10 protein-coding genes are annotated in these 20,014 nt (G+C 75.4%); 3 read left to right on the top strand and 7 right to left on the bottom strand.

Translation table 11 applies throughout. The annotated features are described in order from the left end of the window. The first annotated feature begins 267 nt into the window (after positions 1–267). Positions 268–897, top strand: a complete 630-nt coding sequence (locus AB0J76_RS27795) for a hypothetical protein (protein WP_352323759.1) — start codon at positions 268–270, stop codon at positions 895–897. 3 nt (positions 898–900) lie between these two features. Here the strand turns inward: AB0J76_RS27795 and kstD are convergent, their stop codons facing one another. From kstD to AB0J76_RS27760, 7 genes are all read right to left on the bottom strand, one after another. Further along, on the bottom strand, positions 901–2,658 hold the full coding sequence (kstD, locus tag AB0J76_RS27790; RefSeq protein WP_352323760.1) for a 3-oxosteroid 1-dehydrogenase: 1,758 nt from the start codon (positions 2,656–2,658) through the stop codon (positions 901–903). Positions 2,659–2,732: 74 nt separating this feature from the next. Continuing rightward, positions 2,733–3,623: a YihY/virulence factor BrkB family protein gene (locus tag AB0J76_RS27785; RefSeq protein WP_364390878.1), complete on the bottom strand. Its 891-nt coding sequence runs from the start codon at positions 3,621–3,623 to the stop codon at positions 2,733–2,735. Positions 3,624–3,790: 167 nt separating this feature from the next. Continuing rightward, positions 3,791–7,840 carry a S8 family serine peptidase gene (locus tag AB0J76_RS27780; RefSeq protein WP_352326857.1) on the bottom strand — a complete coding sequence of 1,350 codons (4,050 nt, stop codon included), beginning with the start codon at positions 7,838–7,840 and terminating at the stop codon, positions 3,791–3,793. A gap of 136 nt (positions 7,841–7,976) precedes the next feature. Next, complete coding sequence (locus tag AB0J76_RS27775; protein WP_352326856.1) at positions 7,977–8,099, bottom strand: hypothetical protein; 123 nt, start codon at positions 8,097–8,099, stop codon at positions 7,977–7,979. 73 nt (positions 8,100–8,172) lie between these two features. After that, the gene (locus tag AB0J76_RS27770; RefSeq protein ID WP_352326855.1) at positions 8,173–11,013 is read right to left on the bottom strand and encodes an AAA family ATPase; all 2,841 of its coding nucleotides are present in this window, start codon (positions 11,011–11,013) and stop codon (positions 8,173–8,175) included. A 78-nt stretch (positions 11,014–11,091) separates the two neighbouring features. Further along, positions 11,092–12,303, bottom strand: coding sequence for a cytochrome P450 (locus AB0J76_RS27765; protein ID WP_352326854.1), 1,212 nt, complete (start codon positions 12,301–12,303; stop codon positions 11,092–11,094). A gap of 33 nt (positions 12,304–12,336) precedes the next feature. Continuing rightward, on the bottom strand, positions 12,337–13,932 hold the full coding sequence (locus AB0J76_RS27760; protein ID WP_352326853.1) for an FAD-dependent oxidoreductase: 1,596 nt from the start codon (positions 13,930–13,932) through the stop codon (positions 12,337–12,339). Positions 13,933–14,246: 314 nt separating this feature from the next. Between AB0J76_RS27760 and AB0J76_RS27755 the strand changes: the two genes are divergently transcribed. Together AB0J76_RS27755 and AB0J76_RS27750 are read left to right on the top strand one after the other, a co-directional pair. Continuing rightward, entirely contained in the window at positions 14,247–15,146 is a 900-nt protein-coding gene (locus AB0J76_RS27755; RefSeq protein WP_364390873.1) for a DUF4132 domain-containing protein, read from the top strand. Then, positions 15,143–20,002 (top strand): DNA-binding protein, encoded by a 4,860-nt coding sequence (locus tag AB0J76_RS27750; protein WP_364390870.1) that lies wholly within the window; start codon positions 15,143–15,145, stop codon positions 20,000–20,002. The genes AB0J76_RS27755 and AB0J76_RS27750 overlap by 4 nt, the downstream gene beginning before the upstream one ends. The last annotated feature ends 12 nt before the right edge of the window (positions 20,003–20,014 follow it).

Genomic DNA, 20,014 nt, shown 5'->3' with positions numbered 1-20,014 from the left:
CGTGAGGATGACGGCTACGTCATGTGCGCGGGCGACGGCGAGCCCCGGCCGGTCGCCGCGCGCCGCCGCGACCACGTGATCTCGACCGTCATCCTGACACTGTACGATCCCCGCTTGTCATCCGTGAACAGCTCGTCACGCTGAGCAGCCGCCCCGGTGCGCGGCCGGCGCGACGGCCGTCCGCCCGCTGCGCCGCCGGTGTGCGGGGGTAAGGGTTGCAAGTCGGGAGCAATCCCTGCGCAAGGGATGGGTCCTAACGTCGGGGGCGTGTCCAGACGACTGCTTCTCGGCGGCGCCGCCCTCGCGGCGACCGCCACGCTGACGCTCGGCCTCCCGGCCGCTCCCGCGCTCGCCGCCGCGCCCGCGCCCGGCAAGGTGGCGGGCAAGCTGTTCCGCGCGTGGCTGGCCGGCGACCGCGCCGCCGCGGCCGGGGTCGCCACCCCCGCCGCGGTGCGCACGATCTTCGGCTACGCCTACCGCGCGCCCGACCGGTTCGACGGCTGCTCGCGCGGCGTGTGCCGGTACGTGCACACCAGCGTGCGCGTGCCCGGCGGCCTCAACGGCATCGCGATGACCGTGACCGGCTCCAAGGTCACCAAGGTCTACCTGTCCCGGCACGTCGTGCGGCCGTCCGACGCGGCCGGGCGCCTGTTCGCCGCCTGGCGGCGCGGCGACCGGTACGCCGCCCTGGAGGTCGGCGCCGAGGGCGCGGTGCGGACGCTGTTCCGGGTCACATACGACCCGCGCGGCGTCACCCACCACTTCCAGGGCTGCGCCAAGGAGCCGAAGGGCTACGCGTGCGCCTGGTCCTACGAGGGCGGCGCGATGTTCATGCACGTCCGCGGCTCCGCGGCGAGGGGCTACGACGTCCGGTCGATCAGCTACACGGCCGACTGACGGTCAGCCGCCGGCCAGGTCGTTCGCGGCCACGTAGCCGAAGGTCATGGCCGGTCCGATGGTCGAGCCCGAGCCCGCGTAGCTGTGGCCCATGACGGCGCCGCTGGCGTTCCCGGCGGCGTACAGGCCGGGGATCATCGAGCCGTCGGCGCGCAGGACGCGCGCGCGGGCGTCGGTGCGCAGGCCGCCCTTGGTGCCCAGGTCGCCAGGGACGATCTTGAAGGCGTAGAACGGCGGCAGCCAGAGCGGCGCCAGGCACGGGTTCGGCCGGACGTACGGGTCGGCGTAGTAGTGGTCGTAGGCGCTGTCGCCGCGGTGGAAGTCGGCGTCCCGCCCGGCCAGGGCGAACCCGTTGAAGCGGGTGACCGTGGCGCGCAGGGCGGCCTCCGGCACCCCGATCCTGCGGGCGAGCTGCTCGATCGTCGGGGCCCTGAACACGGCGCCGCTGTCGTACCAGGAGTCGGGGAAGGGCAGCAGCGGCGCGATGTCCTTGAACAGGTACTTGTTGCGGTACTGCTGGTCGATGATCAGCCAGGCGGGGATGTGCGGGTCGGACGGGGTGTTGCGGTCGTACATGACGTGCACGACGTCGCTGTAGGGCGCGGCCTCGTTGACGAAGCGCCGGCCGGCGCCGTTGACGATCACGCAGCCCGGCAGGGTCCGCTCGGCCAGGCAGAAGTACGGCTCGCCGGGCAGCGGGATCACCGGCCCCCACCAGGCGTCGTCCATCAGGTCCAGCGCGCCGCCGGCCTGCTCGCCGGCCTCGATGCCGTCGCCGGTGTTCTCCTTGGCGCCGACCGTCCAGCTCGTCCCGATGGGCTGGCGCTGGAACTCGGCCCGCATCGCCGCGCTGTGCTCGAACCCGCCCGATGCGACGATCACCCCGCGCCTGGCCCTGACCACCCCGGCCGGGGTGACGACGCCGGCCGCCCGGCCGCTCTCGACGTGCAGGCCGAGCAGCGGGGTGTTCAGCCACACCGGCACCCCGGCGGCCAGCAGCCCGGCACGCAGCCCGGCGGCCAGCGCCTGTCCCATGGTCAGCGGCTTCTCGCCGCGCAGCGCCGCCTGCGTGCCCCGCAGCAGGCACGCCGCCGACACCTCCGCGCCCTTCGGGTTGACCAGGGCGAGCGTCAGCCACTTGTAGTCGGCGCTGAAGACGACCATGCCCGCCGGGGTCGCCATGTACGGCGGGTTCAGCCGGGCCAGCTCCGGGCCGAGGAGGTTGCCGTCGAACTGGTCGGGCTCGATGGACCGGCCGTTCGGCATCCCGCCCGGGAACTCCGGGTAGTAGTCGGAGTACCCCTCCATGAACCGGAAGCGCAGCGGGCTGTTGCGCGTCACGAACGAGATCATCTGCGGTCCCGCGTCCAGGAACGCCTGCTGCCGCGCGGCCGGGACGGTGTCGCCCACCACCCGCGCCAGGTACGCCGCCGCCTTGGCGGGCGTGTCCGGCACCCCGGCGGCCAGGATCACCTCGTTGCACGGGATCCAGATGCCCGCCCCCGACCGCGCCGCCGACCCGCCGAACGTCGGCGCCTTCTCCAGCACGACGGTGCTCAGGCCGCGCTTGGCGGCGGTGAGGGCGGCGGTCATCCCGGCGGCCCCGGAGCCGACCACCACCACGTCGTAGTCGGCCTCGGCGTAGGCCGGGTCCTGGCCGAGCGCCGCGCCGGTGACCAGGATCCCGCCCGCAATGAGCAGGGTACGGCGGCTGCGGCCGCGGGGGGTGAGGTCGTCGGAGGCCGGTGAGGCTGGTCGCATCGGTGATCCCTTCGACAGGGGAGAGCCGGTCGGCCCCCTCGCCGAAACGAGCATGCGCTTGGTTGGTTACCCTGTCAACGGGCCCGCCGCACGGCCAGATCCTTGACGTGGCCCGACGTGCCGGTCGCCGTCAGGGCGGTGGCGAACAGGATGAGCTGGTTGAGCACCTTCAGGAACAGCAGCATGCCCGCCGCGCCCGCCACCACCCGGTAGGCGGGATTGGCCGCGGTGAGGTTGACGTAGACCTGCCCGATCGTCTTGAGGATCTCCAGCCCGGCGGTGATCACCAGCGCCGGGCCGATCACGCGGCGCAGCGGCACCCGCAGCCGGGGCGGCGCGGTCAGCAGCGCCATCGCCAGCAGCGTGTTCACGCCGAGGCCGAGCACGATCCCGGCCGCGGTGAGCACCCACTGGGCCGGAAGGGCCTCGACGCCCACGGTGAGCACGGCCAGCCAGGTCAGCAGCCGCTCGGCGGCGAAGGCGACGGCCAGCGACAGGGCGAGCAGCATCCCGAGCCCGGCCATCACGCCCAGGTCGATGAGCTGGCGCAGGAAGAACCGCCCCGGATACTCCTCCAGCCCCCACATCGCCCGGGTGGCCGAGCGCAGGGTGTCCATCCAGAACAGCCCGGTCATCGGCAGCGCGACGAAGGCCACCGCGCCGGCCGTGCCCCCGGCCTCCCGTAACGCCTGGACGTCGAGGCGCGGGAAGTTCTCGCTCAGGTAGTGCTGGACCGTGGCGAGGACCGTCGGGTCGTCCATGACGTGGCCGAGGATGCCGAACGCCAGCAGGGCCAGGGCGAAGGTGGCGAAGAAGGAGTAGTAGGTCAGGGCCGCCGACAACCGGCCGCCGTCGGCCTTGTCGTAGCGCAGCACGGCGCGGGACAGGTGGTCGAGCCAGCCGTGCCGGTCGCGGGCCCGCCGCCAGGCCGCCGCCGGGCCCTTGTCCCGTCCGGTGGCGTTCATGGCGCGGGGTTCCCTTCGCTTTCCGTCCCGGTGGCCGTACGCCGCCGGGTGCTCACCGTACCGCCATGAGCACACCGGCAGGGGAACGGGCCGCGCACCGCCGTACGGCCTGCCGGGGAGCGGGGAGGAGACCGCGGCCGCCCACCAGGCGGCCGCGGTCGCCGGGGTCAGCGGAGGTTGAAGGCGCGCAGGGTGGTCTGCCTGAGGCGGTTGCCCGCCGCGTCCCACGCCTCCACCTTCAGGCTCACCGCGCCCTTGGTGGCGCGGTAGGCCGGGTACTTCGCGCCGGCGGTGTAGACACCGTCCCGGCCCCGCCGGAGGTCGGCGGGCTGCCAGGTGGCGCCGTCGTCGGTGCTGGTCCACAGCCGCACGCCCGCGATCGCCGGCATCCTCGCCGCCGACGGCCCGTGGTAGGCCTCCAGCTCGAACGTGTGCCTGCGCCCGGCCGCGACGGTGTTGCCGGCCGACAGGGTGTCACCGAGGTCGTAGCTGACGTAGACCGCGGGGGTGGTGCGGCACTGCTCGACCAGCCCGTCGACGAACCAGGCGTAGCAGTTGGCGCCCGGCCTGAGCTGCTCCTTGGACGGCGGCGCGGTGAACGTCCACTCGATGTCCGACAGGGCGTTCCTGGCCGTCAGCCGGTAGGCGCCCGGCTCCTTGGGCAGCGGGTAGCGCGGCAGCGTGTCGAAGCCCGGCAGCGGGGCGTTCGGCAGCTCCTTGCCGTCGCGGTACAGGTGCAGCTCGTACTGGGGGATCAGGTCGCCGAACGCGACGCCGTCGTCACGCCGGTCCCCGACCCCGTTGACCATGGACGGCGTCACCCACAGGTTGCCGTCGTGCACGCAGATCGCGCACGGCACGCCGATCACGAGCTGCTTGAGCGGGGGCGCGTCCGCGGGGCCGCCGAGCGCGTACAGCTTGTCGGAGGCCGTCGAGGCGCCCGGCGTGCTCGGCGTGGCGAACCACTTCTGGACGGTGGTGCCGGGCCGGTCGAACACCTCGTGCCGGTAGCGGGTCTCCTGGACCTCCTCGCCGGGCGCGGACGCGACCAGCGCGGACAGGCCCGCCTCGCTCACGAGCTCGGGGTCGAGCGGCCAGACCCACTGCGTCCTGCGCTCGGGCAGCGGGACCGGCCACTGCAGGATGTTGGTGTTGGTCGTCGTGTAGGAGATGTCGTCGGTCCGCCACGAGGCCCGCCAGTTCATGTACTTCGTGTACGGCCCGGCGTGCACGTCGAGGTCGACCTGGTGGAGCCGGCGCTCGGTCACCTCGTACCGCATCGAGGCGGGGACGCGCCCGTCCACGGACGGCCGGAACACGTACGAGTACGGCGTGTTCGGCGTGCCCTCGACCCGGACGGTCACCGCGCCCCGGCCGGCCTCCCCGCGGATCTTGCGGCCCTCGGCGTTGGAGACGTAGGCGACGGGGATGCCGACCGGCTGGAACGGGCCGCTGAACGGCTTCTGCGAGATGGGCAGCGGGATCGGGCACAGGGACGCCTTCTCGTTGAAGGCCAGGACGCCCGCGGCGCCCGCGTCCCTGATCGGGCCCACCCGCTCGATCTGGAGGCCGCACGCCACCCCGAAGATGCCCTCGGCGGGCTCGGCGTCGATCAGCACGAGCGCGCCGCGCAGGTCCTTGCCCACAAGGTCCTCGGGACGGCCCTTGCCGGCGTCGACCACCCGCAGGTCCTTGGTGCCCTCGAACGGGACGTACCCCGGGTGGATCTCGCCGGAGTCGATCGTGTGGACCCGGGAGACCGGGTGCAGGGTCGTGCGCCTCGGCGTGCGCATGGTCATGGTGACCTCGGGAACGCCCAGCTCCCACTGGCCGGCGAAGCGGAAGCCGCCCTTGGTGACCTTCTTCGTCGGCAGCGCCCACACCTTCTCCCAGCCGCCGAGCGGGCGGCCGGACAGCAGCGTGCCGCCGAAGACCTTGCCGTTGGGCAGGGAGCGCTGGAAGAAGACGTCGTAGGTGTTGTTCAGCGGCTGCGCGGTCTTCGGCGCGCCGAAGCTGACCTCGGTGGCCTTGCGGGCGTCGAGGGTGATCTCCGTGTCGCCGGTGACGGTCAGCTCGGGCTCGAACAGCCAGGCCCGGTTGGCGCGGTCGTCGGCGTCCACCCAGTCGAGCACCTGCAGCAGGCTGACGGTGCCGGCCGGGACCCGGCTCACCACCAGGCCCACGTCGTCGATGCGGTTGGGGCCGAGCTCGCCCTTGTTGCCGTCGACGTCCAGGACGCTCATGGCCGACGGGGTGCGCGGCTTGCCGTCCCGGTCCACGGTGTGGATGGTCAGGTCGTACTTGGGGACGTCCCGCACCGCGCCGAGCGGCGTGGTCAGCCGGACGCCGTCCGCCTCGGCCGTCACGGCCCCGCTGTAGGTGCCGACGGGCAGCTCGGCCGGGTCCAGGGTGACGGTGGTGGCGGCGGTGCCGCCGGCGGGGACGGTCAGCGTCGCGTCGGCGAGGACCGGCTTCGCGGCGCCCATCGCCGCCTTCAGCGTGAGCGTGACGGGCCGGTCGCCCAGGTTGCGGTAGGAGATCTCGGCGGTCTTCGCCGCGCTGCCGGTCTCCAGCAGGCCGAAGTCCACGCCGCCGCTGGTCGCGAACACCTGCTGCCGGGTCGCGCGGTCCAGGTCCACCCGGCCGGCGCCCTGCTCGTAGACGGTGAAGCCGTCGTCCGTGGAGGTGGACATCAGGGCGGCCTTGAGCTGCTGGGCCGTCCAGTCCGGGTGCCGCTGCGCCATGATCGCGACCGCGCCGGCCACGTGCGGCGTGGCCATGGAGGTGCCGGAGGCGCCGGTGTAGTGGTCGTCCGCCGGGGAGCCCATGGCGGTGCCGGCCGCCCGCGCGGCCACGATGTCCACGCCGGGCGCGGCGATGTCCGGCTTGAGCCCGCCGCCGGGACGCGGCCCGCGGCTGGAGAACGCGGCGAGCTTGTCGCTCTTGTCCACGGCGGCCACGGTCAGCGCGGCGTCGGCCGCGCCGGGCATGCTGATCGTCTCGGCCTCGTACAGGTTGCCCGCGGCGACCACGAACAGCGTGCCGGTCTCGGCGGTCAGGTCGTTCACGGCCTGGCTGAGCGGGTCGGTGCCGTCGCTGGGCGGGCCGCCGAGGCTCATGCTGACGGCCTTGGCGCCGCTGCGCGCGGCCCACTCCATGCCCTCGATGATCCACGACTCCTGGCCGGAGCCGGTGTTGTCGAGCACCTTGCCGACGACGAGCTGCGCGCCCGGGGCCACGCCCTTGAACCTGCCGCCCGAGGCCGCGCCGGTGCCGGCGATGGTCGAGGCGACGTGGGTGCCGTGCCCGTGCCCGTCCTGGACGGGCTGGTCGGGGACGAACGACTTGCTGTCGGCGATCCGGCCGGCCAGGTCGGGGTGGCCGGTGTCGGCGCCGGTGTCCAGGACGGCGATCTTCACGCCGGTCCCGTCCTGGCCGCGTTCCCACGCCTTGGGGGCGCCGATCTGCGGGACGCTGACGTCCAGGTCGGCCTTGACCTTGGCGTCCAGCCACAGCTTGGCGATGCCGCCGCGCAGCGTGCCGGGCGGCTTGGCCAGGCCCTCGCCGGCGGGCCGCCCGCCGCGCACCGCCTCCCAGAACGCGCCCGCCTCGGCCTTGGTGACGTCGAGGGCGGAGGCGTGGATGCTCTCCAGCGTCCGGGTGGGCTCGCTGGCCGGGACGGCGGCGGCCGAGCGCCTGACCGCGGCCTCGGCCTGGTCGCCGGGGTACTGCACGATGACCGGCAGCCGCTTGGCCACCTCGTCGGAGTAGCCGTTCTCGGCCAGGTACTTGACGTCGAACAGCCGCCTGTCCACCAGCCCGGCCTGGACGGCGGAGACCGCGTCGTCCGGCAGCACGAAGACGCCGTCCGGGGTGAACTGGGTGAACAGGTTGATGCGGCGGCCGTCCTGGCGGGTGCCGGGGGCCGGCTCGACGCGGTAGCGGCCGGCGGCGTTCCGGGTGAGCTGGACCTTGTCACCCGTGATCAGCGTGACGACGACCTTCTGGGCGCGCACCCCGGACAGGGTGACGTCCTTGGCGGCCTGCGCGGGCGCTGCGGGCGCGGTGGGGGCGGCCGGGGTGGCGGGGGCGCCGGGGGCGGGGGTGTCCGGTGTCGCGGCGGTCGCCGGTCCGGCGGTCAGCACGCCGGCGAGCGCGGTGACCGCGGTCAGCAGGACGCCTGTCCGGCGCGCCAGCGGGGGGCGGGGCAGTGCCATGGTGGCCTTTCTGGCGGGGGAGGGGTTCGGACGGCGGCGGGCTCATGGCCCGGCAGGAGGAACCGTCCGTAAGGGGTGCGGACGGGGTCATGGCCGTCCGGGAGAGGCCAGACGGGTGCGAAGCCGTCAGGAAGGGTCAGACGGGTTCGAAGCCGTCCGGCGGGCGGGGGGGCTCCGGGGTCTCCTCGTGCGGGGAGGGGACGTCGGGGGCCGGGTCGTCCGGGTCCGGCCGGTCGGGGTCGTGGATGGTGTCGGACATGCCGAAAGTGTCGTGGCAGACGTAGGGGGTGGGGTATGGGGTGCCCTATGGGGAAAAATCCCCATTTTGGGGGTCAGTCGCTGGGGAGGAGGTGGCGGGCCAGTTCCGTCCGCGACCGCGCCCCCACCTTGCGCATGGCCGCGCTGACGTGCTTGTCCACCGTCTTCGGCGACAGGAACAGCTCCCTGGCGATCTCCTGGTTGGTCAGCCCCTCGGCCGCCAGCCGGGCCACCTGCTCCTGCCGGGCCGACAGGGCGTGGTCGTTCCCCGCCTGCGCGGGCGCGCTCTGCGCCGCCGGGCGGACGCCCCACCTGCGGCCCAGCCCGGTCGCGCGGTCGAGGTCCCAGCGCGCCCCGAGGCCGGCGTACACCGCGACGGCCCGCCCGAGCCGGACGGCGGCCTCGGGATCGTCGAGGGCGAACAGGCAGGCGGCGGCCTGCTCGCTCGCCTGCGCGGCCTCGTACCGCGCCGGGACCGTCTCGTAGGCGTCGGCGGCGGCCGTGAACTCGGCCGCGGCCCGCGCCCACTGCTCGCCGGCGGCCGCCAGCAGGCCGTGGGCCTGCGCGAGCGCGGGCCCGGCCAGCGGCGCGTCGCGCCCGGCCAGCCGGGCGGCGTGCCGCGCGACGACGTCGGCGGCCTCCCCGGGACGGCCCGCCACGAGCAGCGCCTCGGTCAGCGCGGGCAGCGCGCGGACCGCCACCGGCCACAACTCGCTCGCCTCCCAGTGACGGCCCGCCTCGACGGCCGCCTCGATCGCCGCCGCCGGCTCGCCCCGCGCCGCGCTCAGCCGCAGCGACATCGCCAGCGGCAGCACCAGGTCGTCGTACTGCCCCCGGGTACGGGCCTCGGCCGCGGCGTCGAGCAACGACGGCAGCGCGGCCTCCTGGCGGCCCTGCACCACGGCCAGGCAGGCGGTCACGATGTCGACGAGGATGCGCTCGTGCGGCTCGTCGCCGAACTGGTCGCGCAGCTCCTGGAGCCTGGCCGGCAGGCCCTGCCAGGAGCCCTCGAAGTAGTCGGCCGCGGCCAGGTTCACCAGGCAGCGCAGTTCCAGCCGCTCGCGCAGGTCGGGCTCGGCGCCCTCCTCGACCGCCGCGGTCAGCAGGCGGCGGCCCCGCCGGTGGTGCCCGCTGAACAGGGCCGCGCCCCCGATGGAGCGGTAGGCGTTGACCTCGCGGCGCAGCAGCGGCCGTCCGCCGGTCTCCCGCAGCAGGTCGTCGGCGAGCACGGCCCAGCGCGGGTCGCCCATCACCACGAAGATCATCGCGATCTTGCCGAGCACCAGCATCCGCATGGCCGGGTCGGCGACCGCGGGCAGCGTCGCGAGAGCCCGCTCCAGCCACTGCCTGCTCTCCTCCGGCGGCAGGCCGCTGGGCGGGCGGCCGACCCCCGCCATGGCCCACGCCGCCAGGCCCGGCTCGCCGGCCAGGTCGTCGGCGGCCCGCGCGAACGCCTCGCCGATGCGGGCGCCGTCGGTGCGGGTGCGTTCCAGGTGCAGCGCGAGCAGCAGGCGCAGGTGGCCGCGCACCGGGGGCGGCACGTCCTGCTCCAGCGCGCCGGTGACCAGGTCGGCGACCGGCGGCGGGCGCAGCAGCTCCAGCGCGGCCCAGCCCAGCTTCACCGTCAGCTCGGCCCGCCGGGCGGCGGGCAGGTCGGCGCCGCGCAGGACGTCCTCCAGCAGGCGGGCGGCCTCCGCGTCGTCGCCCAGCCGGGACGCCTGCTCGGCCGCCTCGATCGCGGCCGCCACCCACTGCCCGGCCCGGCCGGCCTGGCGCAGATGGTGGGCCAGCCGGCCCAGCGGCACCGGGCGCAGCTGCCGTACGGTGTCGGCGGCGGCGGCGTGCAGGGCCTGCCGGCGGCCGAGCGGGATCGCCTCGTAGACCGCCTGCGCCGCCAGCACGTGGCGGAACCCGACCAGGCCGCCGGTGTCGGCGAACAGCCCGGAGCCGAGCACCTCGTCGATCGCCCCGACGTCGGGCCCCGACAGCAGGGCGACGGGCACCGGGAGCTGCAGCACGGCGGCCCGCTCGGCCGCCTCCTTGGCGCCGGGGGAGAGCCGGGCCACCCGTTCCTGCACCGAGGCGCGCACGCCGCTCGGCACGTCCAGCTCCTCCAGCGCTCGCCGCGCCCAGCCGCCCTCCCACCGGATCAGCGTGCCGCGGTCGCGCAGCAGCGCCAGCAGCTCCTGCACGGCCAGCGGCAGGCCGGACGCCCGCCCGCACAGGTGCTCGGCGAACTCGGCCGTCACCTCCTCGGCCCCGAGGATCGCCGAGGCCATCACCCGGGTCTGGGCGGCGTCGAGCGGCGGCAGCACCAGGTGCTCGGCCGTGATCGTGTCGGGGGCGCGGGCCGTGATCGCCCGCACCGCCCCGGACGCCTCCTCGCTGCGGTACGTCAGCACCACCCGCAACGCGCCGGGCAGCACCGGCAGCACGGACATCAGGTACGTCAGGAACTCGACCGTCTGCCCGTCGGCCCAGTGCAGGTCCTCCACCGCCAGGACGGCGGGGCCGAGCGCGGTCAGCACCTCGGCGAGGCCGCGGAAGACGCGGTGGCGCTCGGCCGCCCGGTCGTCGAGCGGCGGCGGCGTCTCCGGCAGCACCCCGGCCAGCTCGGGCAGCAGCTCGCGCAGCGCCCCGGCGACCGGCGACAGCGCCGCGCCGTCCAGCTCGGCCGCCCGTCCGCGTAACGCCTCGACGACGGGACCCAGCGGGAACGGCTCCCTGATCTGCACGCAGGCCCCGCTCAGCACCCGCAGGCCCGCCACCGCGGGACCGCCGAGCAGCTCGGCCGTCAGCCTGGACTTGCCGATGCCGGCCTCGCCCTCGACGACGGCCACGGCGGGCGCCCCGGCGACCAGCGCGACGAGCCGGGCGAGCTCCTTCTCCCGCCCAACCAGAACAGGAGACACCACCCGCCCAGCACGCACCCGCTCATTCAACTGCACACGAAGTCACAGATCAACGTCACGACCCGGCGGAACGCGGCCGGGTCAGGCGGGGGCGATGCCGTCGTAGTCGATCAGGAGGTGGCGGGGGCCGCGCAGCACCGGGCTGGGGCGGTACGGCGGCGGGTCGGCGACCAGCCGCGGATTCCGCACCCGGCGCACCAGCTCGCCCAGCACGACCTGCGCCTCCAGCCGGGCCAGCGGCGCGCCGAAGCAGTAGTGGACGCCGCCCCCGAACCCCAGGTGCTCGTTCGGCCGGCGGCACGGGTCGAACCGGTCGGGCTCGCGCACGTGGGCCGGGTCGCGGCTGCCCGCCGCCAGCGCCAGCACGACGGGCGAGCCCGCCGGGATGGTCACGCCGCCGACGACCACGTCGTCGAGGGTGACCCGGGAGGAGACGAGCTGCACGGGCGGCTCGAAGCGCAGCAGCTCCTCGACCGTGGTGATGACGAGGTCGGGGTCGGCGCGCAGGCGTTCCAGCAGCATGGGGTCGCGCAGCACGGTGAGCATGCCGTTGGCGATGAGGTTGATCGTGGTCTCGTGCCCGGCGATGAGCAGCAGCAGGGACGTGGCGACGACCTCCTCCGGCGTCATGCGGCCGTCCGGGCCCTCGTAGGTGACGAACCCGGACAACATGTCGTCGCCCGGCTCCTGCCGCCGCGCCTCGGCCAGCCCGGCGAGGTAGCGTTCCAGGTTCTGCGACACCGCCTGGCGCTCGCGGGCCCGCTCGGCGCGGTTCTCCTCGCCCGGACCGAGCGTCTCGACGATCTGGTCGGCCCAGGCGTGGAACTGCTGCTCGTCCTCGGCCGGCACGCCGAGCAGCCGGCAGATGACGGCGATCGGCAGCGGGTAGGCGACCTCGTCCACGACGTCGGCCCGGTTCTTGCCGGCCAGGGCGTCGATCAGCTCGGTGGTGGTGGCCAGCATCATCGGGCGCAGGCCGTCCACCACGCCCGGCGAGTGCGGCGGGCCGAAGTGGCGCATGGTCAGGCGGCGCAGCCGGTCGTGCTCGGGCGGGTCGAGCCTGATGAAGGCGGGCGCGTGCTCCGGCTCCTCCGGCGCGTCGGCCAGGTTGCGCCGGTCGGAGCTGACCCGCGGGTCGTGCAGCAGCTCGACGATCTCCCGGTACGTGCTGACGACGTACGAGCCGTCCGCCAGCCGCGTCACCGGGTTGCGGCGCAGCTCCCCGAGGAACGGGTAGGGGTCGGCGCGGCCGGCCGGGTCGAGGATGCGCTGCATGGCGGCGTCCGAGGTCATCTCCTGCACTCCTGTCCTTGGGTTCCTGCCGGGTCAGCTCTGCGGCGCGTGCAGCAGCGAGGCGCGCCGCTCGGCCGGGTCGTGCCCGGTCACCACGACCGTCGCCCCCTCGGCCGCGACCAGCCGCTCGGGCACCCGGGCCGGTACGGGCCGCGCCTCCCCCCGCATGTCCACGTGCCGGAAGGCGGGCGGGAAGGGCGTGGCCCGCTCGATCAGCCGCTGGTAGAACTCCAGCCACATGCCCTGGTCGAAGGTGACCGCGGCGGTGATCCGGCCCTTGTAGCCGTAGACGGCGACGAAGCGGCGCTCGTCCGTCGAGCCCTGGGTGACGACGAGCTCGTCGGCGAAGGTGGGCACGCCCACCGACTTGATGTTGACCCCGAACTGGCTGGACCAGAACACCGGCACCGACAGGTGCGGCCAGCGGTGGGTCTGGTCGCTGACCATGTTGTGGGCCGCGATCTCGGCCTGGGTGACGGCGTTCCCCCAGTGCTCCAGCGTCATGAACTGGTACTGGTACAGCGGGTGCGGGAAGCGGGCGATGTCGCCGGCGACGAAGACGTCGTCGGTCACCAGGCCGTTGGTGTCCACGGCGCGGCAGCCGGCGTCGCAGGCCACGCCCCACACGCCGGCGGCCAGCCCCGAGTCGAGCAGCCACTCGACGTTGCGCACCGAGCCGAGCGCGACGACGGCGACCTCGGCCTCGATGGTGCTGCCGTCCGACAGATGGGCGGCGCGCAGCCGCCCCTGCCCGTCGCCCTCCAGCGAGGTGACCGTGGTGCCGCATCGCAGGTCCACGCCGTGCTCGCGGTGGAGCTGCGCGGCGACGTCGCCGATCACGCCGCCGAGGGCGTTGACGAGCGGGGCCGGGCCGCGTTCGACGACCGTCACGGGCAGGTCCAGCTCGCGGCAGACCGAGGCGATCTCGCTGCCGGTGAACCCGGCGCCCAGGATGAGCACCCGGTTGGGGCGGGCGGCCAGCGCCTCCCGCAGGCCGGCGGCGTCCCGCATCGAGCGTAGCGTGTGGACGCCCGCCAGCCGGGCCTCCTCCTCGTGCGGCCAGGGCCGGGCGCGGGTGCCGGTGGCCAGCAGCACCCGGTCGAAGCCCACCTCGCGGCCGTCGGCCAGCAGGACGCGCTTGCCGGCCACGTCCAGGCCGGTCGCCCGGGTGCCCCACAACCATTCGGCCTCGACCTCGCGCAGGTGGGGCAGCATGACGTGGTCGGGGGCCACCTGCCCCATGAGCACCTGCTTGGACAGCGGCGGCCGGTCGTACGGCTCGGCGGGCTCGTCGCCGATCACCGTCAGCGACCCGGTGAAGCCCTCCCGCCTGAGCACGCCGGCGGCCCGCGCCCCGGCCAGGGACGCGCCGACGATGACGATGCGGCCGTCGGTCATCCCGCGCGCCGGCGGGCCGGGCGGCTCGGGCGTGAGCCGGGTGGCCGTCCAGTCGAGGTGGATGGCCTGGACGGGGCAGGCCGCCGCCGCGCGCAGCACGTGCTCGCGCCGCTCGTCGGCGGGGTCGAGGTCGTACAGCAGGGACTCCTCGCGCATGGTGAAGACGTCGGGCGCGAGGAAGGCACACTGGCCGTACCCCTGGCAACGCGTCAGATCGACGACGACTTTCACCGGCCATCCCCCCGTCGAGCGAGCCGCGCGCCCGCTCCCCGGTCGGCGCCCCGGCCCGGAGTGGCCTACCCCCGCCGCCCGCGCCCGTAGCCTGCGCGCGGCGATCCTGCCCTGCTCTTTAGGCGGTGCGGACGGTCCTTAGGCGGTAGGCACGCAAATCACCGCATCCCCGATCCCCGGGGAGACCCGGCGCCGTAACCGGGCCGTCGGGCAGTCGGTAGGCATTTGTCAGTGATCGCCGATAACGTTCCGCGCAACGTGGCGGCGGGAGATCCGCGCCACGACACATTCCCATGGCCTGACGGCATGGCCGCATGCCATGGCGGCACGAGGAGAGGCGGCGGCAATTGGGTTGGCTGGCGGCGGGCGACGCGTACGAGGTCGCCCTGATAGAGGGCCGGGTCACGGCCAGGGCCACGTCCGGCCGCTCGGCCGGGCGGCAGCTGAAGACGCTGCCGAAGGCGGTGCGCGAGCACCCCGAGGCGGACCGGCTGCGCCGCTTCGCCGAATGGCTCGACCGGCACGCCGCGTCCTGCGTGGCGCACGTGGACGCCTGGATGGTGTCCTCGCTGCCCGTCCCGACCGAGCTGATCGCCCGGGTGTGGCCGGACGAGGCGTGGCAGACGGCGCTGCGTGACGTGGCGGTCGTCGGCGACGACCCCGACGAGGTGGGCTTCCTGCGCGACGCGACCGCCTCCGGCGAGCTGCGCATGGTCAACCTCGACGGCGAGACCGTCAGGCTGGCCCCGCGCACGGTGACGCTGCCGCACCCGGTGCTCCTGCCCGACCTCGACGACCTGCGCGAGTTCGCCGCCGAGCTGGGCATCACGCAGAAGGTCGAGCAGATCCACCGGGCCATCTGGCGCAAGCCCGCCGACCAGGGCGAAGGGGTGCGCCAGGTGAAGGACTTCGCGGGCGGCACGTACGCCTCCAGGTTCGGCGTGGCGGCCCGCGCCACCCAGCTCGGCTACCGCGTCTCCGGCGGCTTCGCCACCTGCCAGGTGCGCGACGCCGGCCGGCTCACCGAGGCCGCCGTCTGGATCGGCGAGCCCTACTGGGACAGCGAGACGTCCACGGGCGATCTCACCTGGCGCGACCAGGACGGCAGGACGCTCACGCTGCGCGAGGTCGGCCCGGTCGCCTGGTCGGAAGGCATGAGGATGGCCGCCGCGCTGCACGCCGGCCGCCAGGTCGAAGAGGGGAAGGGCGCATGACCGGCATCTCGCGGAACGCCGAGGCACAGGAACTGCTCGACGCCGGCGCGGTGCTGCCGCCCGGCACCGAGGGCGCGGGGGAGCGGGCCGTGCCGCTGGTCGCCCGCGCCTACCGGCACCCCGGCCTCGACGACCGGGTGATCGTCCGCCTGGTCACCGAGGAGCTGAGCGCCGCCGAGGACGCGGTGGGCGGCTTCCTCGGACTGGTCCCCGAGGGCGAGGCCGCGGTGGTCGGCCTGGGCCTGCGGCGCTCGCTCGGCTTCCCCGAATGGGTGCTGGTCCACCACCCGCAGGACGGGCACCACGCCCTGGCCGTCGTGCCGGAGCTGGAGCGCGTCGCCCGGCAGGCCAGGACCAAGCCCAAGATGGCGCTCGACGCCTACCAGCGCCTGGCCGGGCAGCTCGCCGCGGCCGTCCCGCACTTCCTGCCGACCTTCTACGAGCAGGCCGCCCGCGTGTTCGCCGCGGCCGACAACGCCCAGTACGCCGGGCAGCTGTTCTCCGCCGCCCGCCGGGCCGAGGCCCAGCACGGCCTCGCCGTGGACGACGACCGGCTCGACGCGGTGTTCCTGGAGTTCGCGCTGGCCGGGGCGCTGCCGGTCAAGGCGCTGTCCGGGTACGCCAAGGAGCTGACCGCCCGCCTGCCTGCCGAGGAGGCGCTGAACAGGTACGCGCGGCTGTGCGTGCGCAGGACCGCCGGCGGCCTCGCCCCCTCCGCGCAGATGGCCGCCGACATCCGCAGGCTCGCCAGAGCCGCCGGCGTGGACGCCGCGGCGGCCGAGCAGGACTACCTGGCCGAGGTGCTGGCGCTGCCGGCCGCCATGCAGGCCCCGACCGGCTGGTGGAAGTCCCACGCCCCGGCCGTCGCGGCGCTGGCCAGGCAGCGGCCCGAGCTGCGGGGCACGCTGCTGAACGTCATCCCCGACAGCCGCGACCGGGAGCTGCCGGGCATCTGGCTCGACATCCTGCAGAGCGCGGGCGCGACCGCCGGCCTGCACACCGACGTGCCCGAGCCGGAACGCTCGGCCGACGGCGCCGCCGGCTGGCTGCGCAGGTTCCTCGCCGCGCGGCAGCGGGCCTGGGGCGTCGCGCCGCACCTGCCCGCGCTGCACGCCCTGATCGAGCGCATGGCCGACCGGCTGCGCGCCGAGCTGACCGCGACCGGCGAGACGATCGCGGTCGACGACGACGCCGACCTGATCGACCTGCTGCTCGCCCTCGGCATCCCCCTGGCCGGCCCCGGCCCCGGCGCCCGGCTCCGGCTGACGCACTGGGCGGAGCAGGACGACCGGCGCGACCTGCTCGCCCTGGCCGCCGACGGCCGCTTCCACACCGCCTTCCGGCACGGCGCCGACTACCTCGACGCCGACGACGTCGGCCGGGCCACCGTCCGCTCCCTGGCCGCCTCGCCGGGCGGGCGTCCGCTGCTGACCGAGTGGGTACGCCTGGTCGCCCGCCGTTCGGCCGCCGCCGGCCTGCCCAACCTGCCCGACGCCCTGCGCCGCCTGTCCTGGCTGCCCGGCGAGGCCCTGGCCCTGGCCGAGGACGAGGTGCGCCAGGCGGTGAGCGACGCCGACGTGGCCGGGGTGCTGGCCCGCTCCCTGCGCTCCGGCGTCATCGACGAGCTGGGCTGGCCCGCCTTCGAGCAGGCCGCCACCGAGCTCGTGCCGGAGAAGGACATCGACGACCTCGTCGTCTGCGACGCCTGGCCCCATCTGGTCGTCGCGGGCACCGCGCAGGCCCGGGTGCTCTCGGCCGACGGCGTCCTGCTCACCCACGACCTGCGCGTCCCCAGGGACGACACCTGGAGCGATCCCGGCTTCCACTACGTGGACGGCGAGCTGCTCGTCTACTGGGACTCCCGCGACCGCGCCAACGGCCTGCGCGGCTACTGGCACACCTCCGCCGACCGGGTGCGCGACCTGGACGGGACAGACCGGAGCCGGGGCACGCGGCTGGACTACTACCAGGGCGACGACCCGGTCAGCCTGGCCGTCCCCGGCGGCGGCCGCACCACCGGGTACGGCGTGCTGCACGCCGGTGACACGGCCGTCCCCGACGAGCGGCACCTGCTCACCGACGGCACGTCGTTCTGGACGTGGATCTGGTCGGGGTCGGAGCACGACAGCGGCTGGTACGAGTTCGACCCCGCCGGCGGCGGCGTCGGCAGGAAGTCGCTGCCCGGCTTCCTCGCCGGCACCCCGGACGTCCGCCCCGGCGAGGGCTGGCTGCTGCCCGCGCCCTCCGACGAGCCCACCCCGGTCGGCGCCCCCGTGGCCGGCCTGTACGGCCTGCGCGTGGCCGAGCTGCCCGACGGCTCCCACCGCGCCGAGGACCTGTCCGGCATCTCGGTGACGCTGCCGCCGGGCGCCGGAGTGCCGGTGCGGGTGCTGACGTTCCCCGGCACGGATCGGGCCTGCGCCGTCGTGCGCGGCAGCTACCGGATCAGCCTCGTGGACGCCGACGGCGTCGTCCTGGCCGAGTACCGGACCGACTCCAAGCCGGGCGCCTTCGGCGCGGGCACGCCCATCCTGCCACCCGAGCGCTACTGGTACTGCCTGCGCCCCCGCGACCTCCAAGGCTCGGCGGCGCTGCGCCGCGCGGACCGCGAGACCGCCGCGGCCCTGCTCGAAGCGGCCGCGTCCCAGGGCGCCGACCTGGCGGCGGCCGTCCGGGCGCTGCTGCCGGGCATCACCCACGAGGCGCTGGTCAAGGGCGTGGCCGGGATCGTCGGCTTCGCCGCCACCCAGCAGGACGCGGTGCGCACCGTCGTGGCCAACCTCAACCGCGCGCTGGCCGGCGACCCGGCCGCCGAGCGGGGGCCGTCCGGGCCTGCCGACCAGCTGCTGGACGAGGCGCTCAACGGCATCGGCGACGGCCGCGGCTACCACCGCCACAACGCCGACGCCGCCGTCCAGCAGATCCGCGCGGTGGGCCGGGCCGTCACCGCCGGGCAGGACCGCCCGCAGGTGGCCAACCACCTCCGCCTGCCCGGACTGCCCGCCTCCGGCCTGCGGTGGGAGCGCCTGCTCGACCACTGCGCCGCCGTGGCGTACCGGTGCGCGGCGCCGACCACCCCGGCCGAGCACCGGGACGCGCTGGGCGTGCTGCTGGACGAGCTGCGCGACGGCGGCCTGCCGGTCGCGGCCGGCTCGTCCCGCTGGCGCCGCATGACGGTGACGCTCAGGCGCGAGCACCTGGTGGGCGCGGACGGCGCCCCGGCGGACGGCTCGCTCTCGGGCGTGCTGCCGCTGGGCGGCGGCGCCTTCGTCGCCTTTCTCGACCTGCGGGAGACCGACGTCGACGGCCTCGAATGGACGGCGCTGTGCCACGATCCCGCCGGGGCGTTCGAGGTGCCCGCGCCCTACACCGTCCGCGACACCCCGCCCGTCGGCGGGGACCGGGAGGCGAGTTGGCTCGCGGCGTTCCTCGCCGAGCTGGCCGCGCGCGGCCCGGCCCCCTGGCACGACGCCGCCGCCGAGGAGTTCGCCCGGCTCACCGGGGTCTCCCGGACCGCAGCGCGGCTGGTCGTGGCCGGGTTCCCACAGGTGGACACCTACGAGCGGACCTTCCTCGACAAGGAGGCCCGCGCGACGATCGGCGTGAAGGTGGCCGAGGCCGCCGTCGCCAAGGACGAGCTGCGCGCCCTCGGCGCCGGCGTGCGGCGGGCCGTCACGGCGGCCCTGCTGCCCGCCGACCCGGCCCGCCTGTGGACCGACGGCCCCGACGCCGCCGCCGCCGCGCGGGTGTGGAACGAGCGCGTCGGGCGGCGGCTCGCCCTGCCCGAATGGCTGCTCGGCGAGGCCGCCCGCGCGCTGCGCACCGTCGGGGACGACCCGGCGCACGCCCTGCGCGCGGTGCTCGACCCGGCCGCCGCTCCCGAGCTGAGCGTGGACCTGGAGTGGGAGGTGCGCGGCGACCGCGTCCACCCCGTCGGCCAGGGCACCGGGTTCGGCGGGCGGTCGCTGGTCACGGCCGTCGCCACGGCCGCGTGGCTGGCCCACCGGCTGCCGGCCGGGGATCCGCTGCGCGCCGCGCTGCCCGCCGCCCTGTCGGCGGTCCGCGACCGGCTCGCCCACCCCGGGCTGCTGATCGACCTCGACGAGTACGTCGGCCTGCCCGCGTTCAAGAAGGTCGCGGGCACGCCGACCGAGCTCGGCGACGGCTACGAGCGGTACGGCGCGGTCGTCATGGCCACCTACGACAGCCAGCCCTCGCCCGCGCTCCGCCCCCACCTGCTCGACCCGGCCGGCGACGACCCCTACCTGCGGGCCCTGATCGGGCTCAACGGCTCGTTCCCCGCCGTGTCCGCGCTGCGCACCGTCCTCGACCCGCGCTTCGCGGCGCTGCTTGCCGACCCCGGCGACCCCGTCCAGGGCGCCCGGGACGCCGACGGCACCTGGTGGCCGCAGGACCCGACCCGCTCGGTGCCCGACCTGGTGGTGGACGTCGCCAAGGCGCACGGCCTCGGCGAGGACGCCGCCGCCGTCTACCTGATGCTGCTGGCCATGCCCGACCCCACCGACCGCAACACCGCCCGGTGGACCGGCTGGAAGCCGGCCAGGCTCAAGGCCGCGCGGGCCGAGCTGGCCCGCACCGACCTGGTCGTCCAGGCCGTGCGCGCCCGTGCCGGACGCTCGTTGTTCCTGACCGGCGGCTGGTCGGAGGAGCGCACGCCGCGGCTCCCGCTGGAGCAGTGGAAGCTCCCGATGTTCAGCCCGGACGCGGGCCTCGGCGGCCTCATCGTGCCCGGCGAACCCGCGGCCGACCTGTACGCCAGGGCCTGGCGGCGCGTCCAGGACGGCGACGTGCCCCGGTTCGGGCAGCTCGACGTCAAGCGCGGCCGCCGCCGCTGACCCCTGTCATCA

The sequence above is a fragment of the Nonomuraea sp. NPDC049624 genome (assembly GCF_040675255.1).
Taxonomy (GTDB): domain Bacteria; phylum Actinomycetota; class Actinomycetes; order Streptosporangiales; family Streptosporangiaceae; genus Nonomuraea.
The sequence above is the reverse complement of the archived record's forward strand: the minus strand, read 5'-3'. Positions and strand labels throughout refer to the sequence as shown.

Excerpts from the sequence above, each read along its gene's own strand:
- kstD (WP_352323760.1), bottom strand. The coding sequence starts at position 2,658 with ATGCGACCAGCCTCACCGGCCTCCGACGACCTCACCCCCCGCGGCCGC.
- AB0J76_RS27765 (WP_352326854.1), bottom strand. The coding sequence starts at position 12,303 with ATGACCTCGGACGCCGCCATGCAGCGCATCCTCGACCCGGCCGGCCGC.
- AB0J76_RS27755 (WP_364390873.1), top strand. The coding sequence starts at position 14,247 with ATGCCATGGCGGCACGAGGAGAGGCGGCGGCAATTGGGTTGGCTGGCG.
- AB0J76_RS27785 (WP_364390878.1), bottom strand. The coding sequence starts at position 3,623 with ATGAACGCCACCGGACGGGACAAGGGCCCGGCGGCGGCCTGGCGGCGG.
- AB0J76_RS27780 (WP_352326857.1), bottom strand. The coding sequence starts at position 7,840 with ATGGCACTGCCCCGCCCCCCGCTGGCGCGCCGGACAGGCGTCCTGCTG.
- AB0J76_RS27775 (WP_352326856.1), bottom strand. The coding sequence starts at position 8,099 with ATGTCCGACACCATCCACGACCCCGACCGGCCGGACCCGGACGACCCG.
- AB0J76_RS27750 (WP_364390870.1), top strand. The coding sequence starts at position 15,143 with ATGACCGGCATCTCGCGGAACGCCGAGGCACAGGAACTGCTCGACGCC.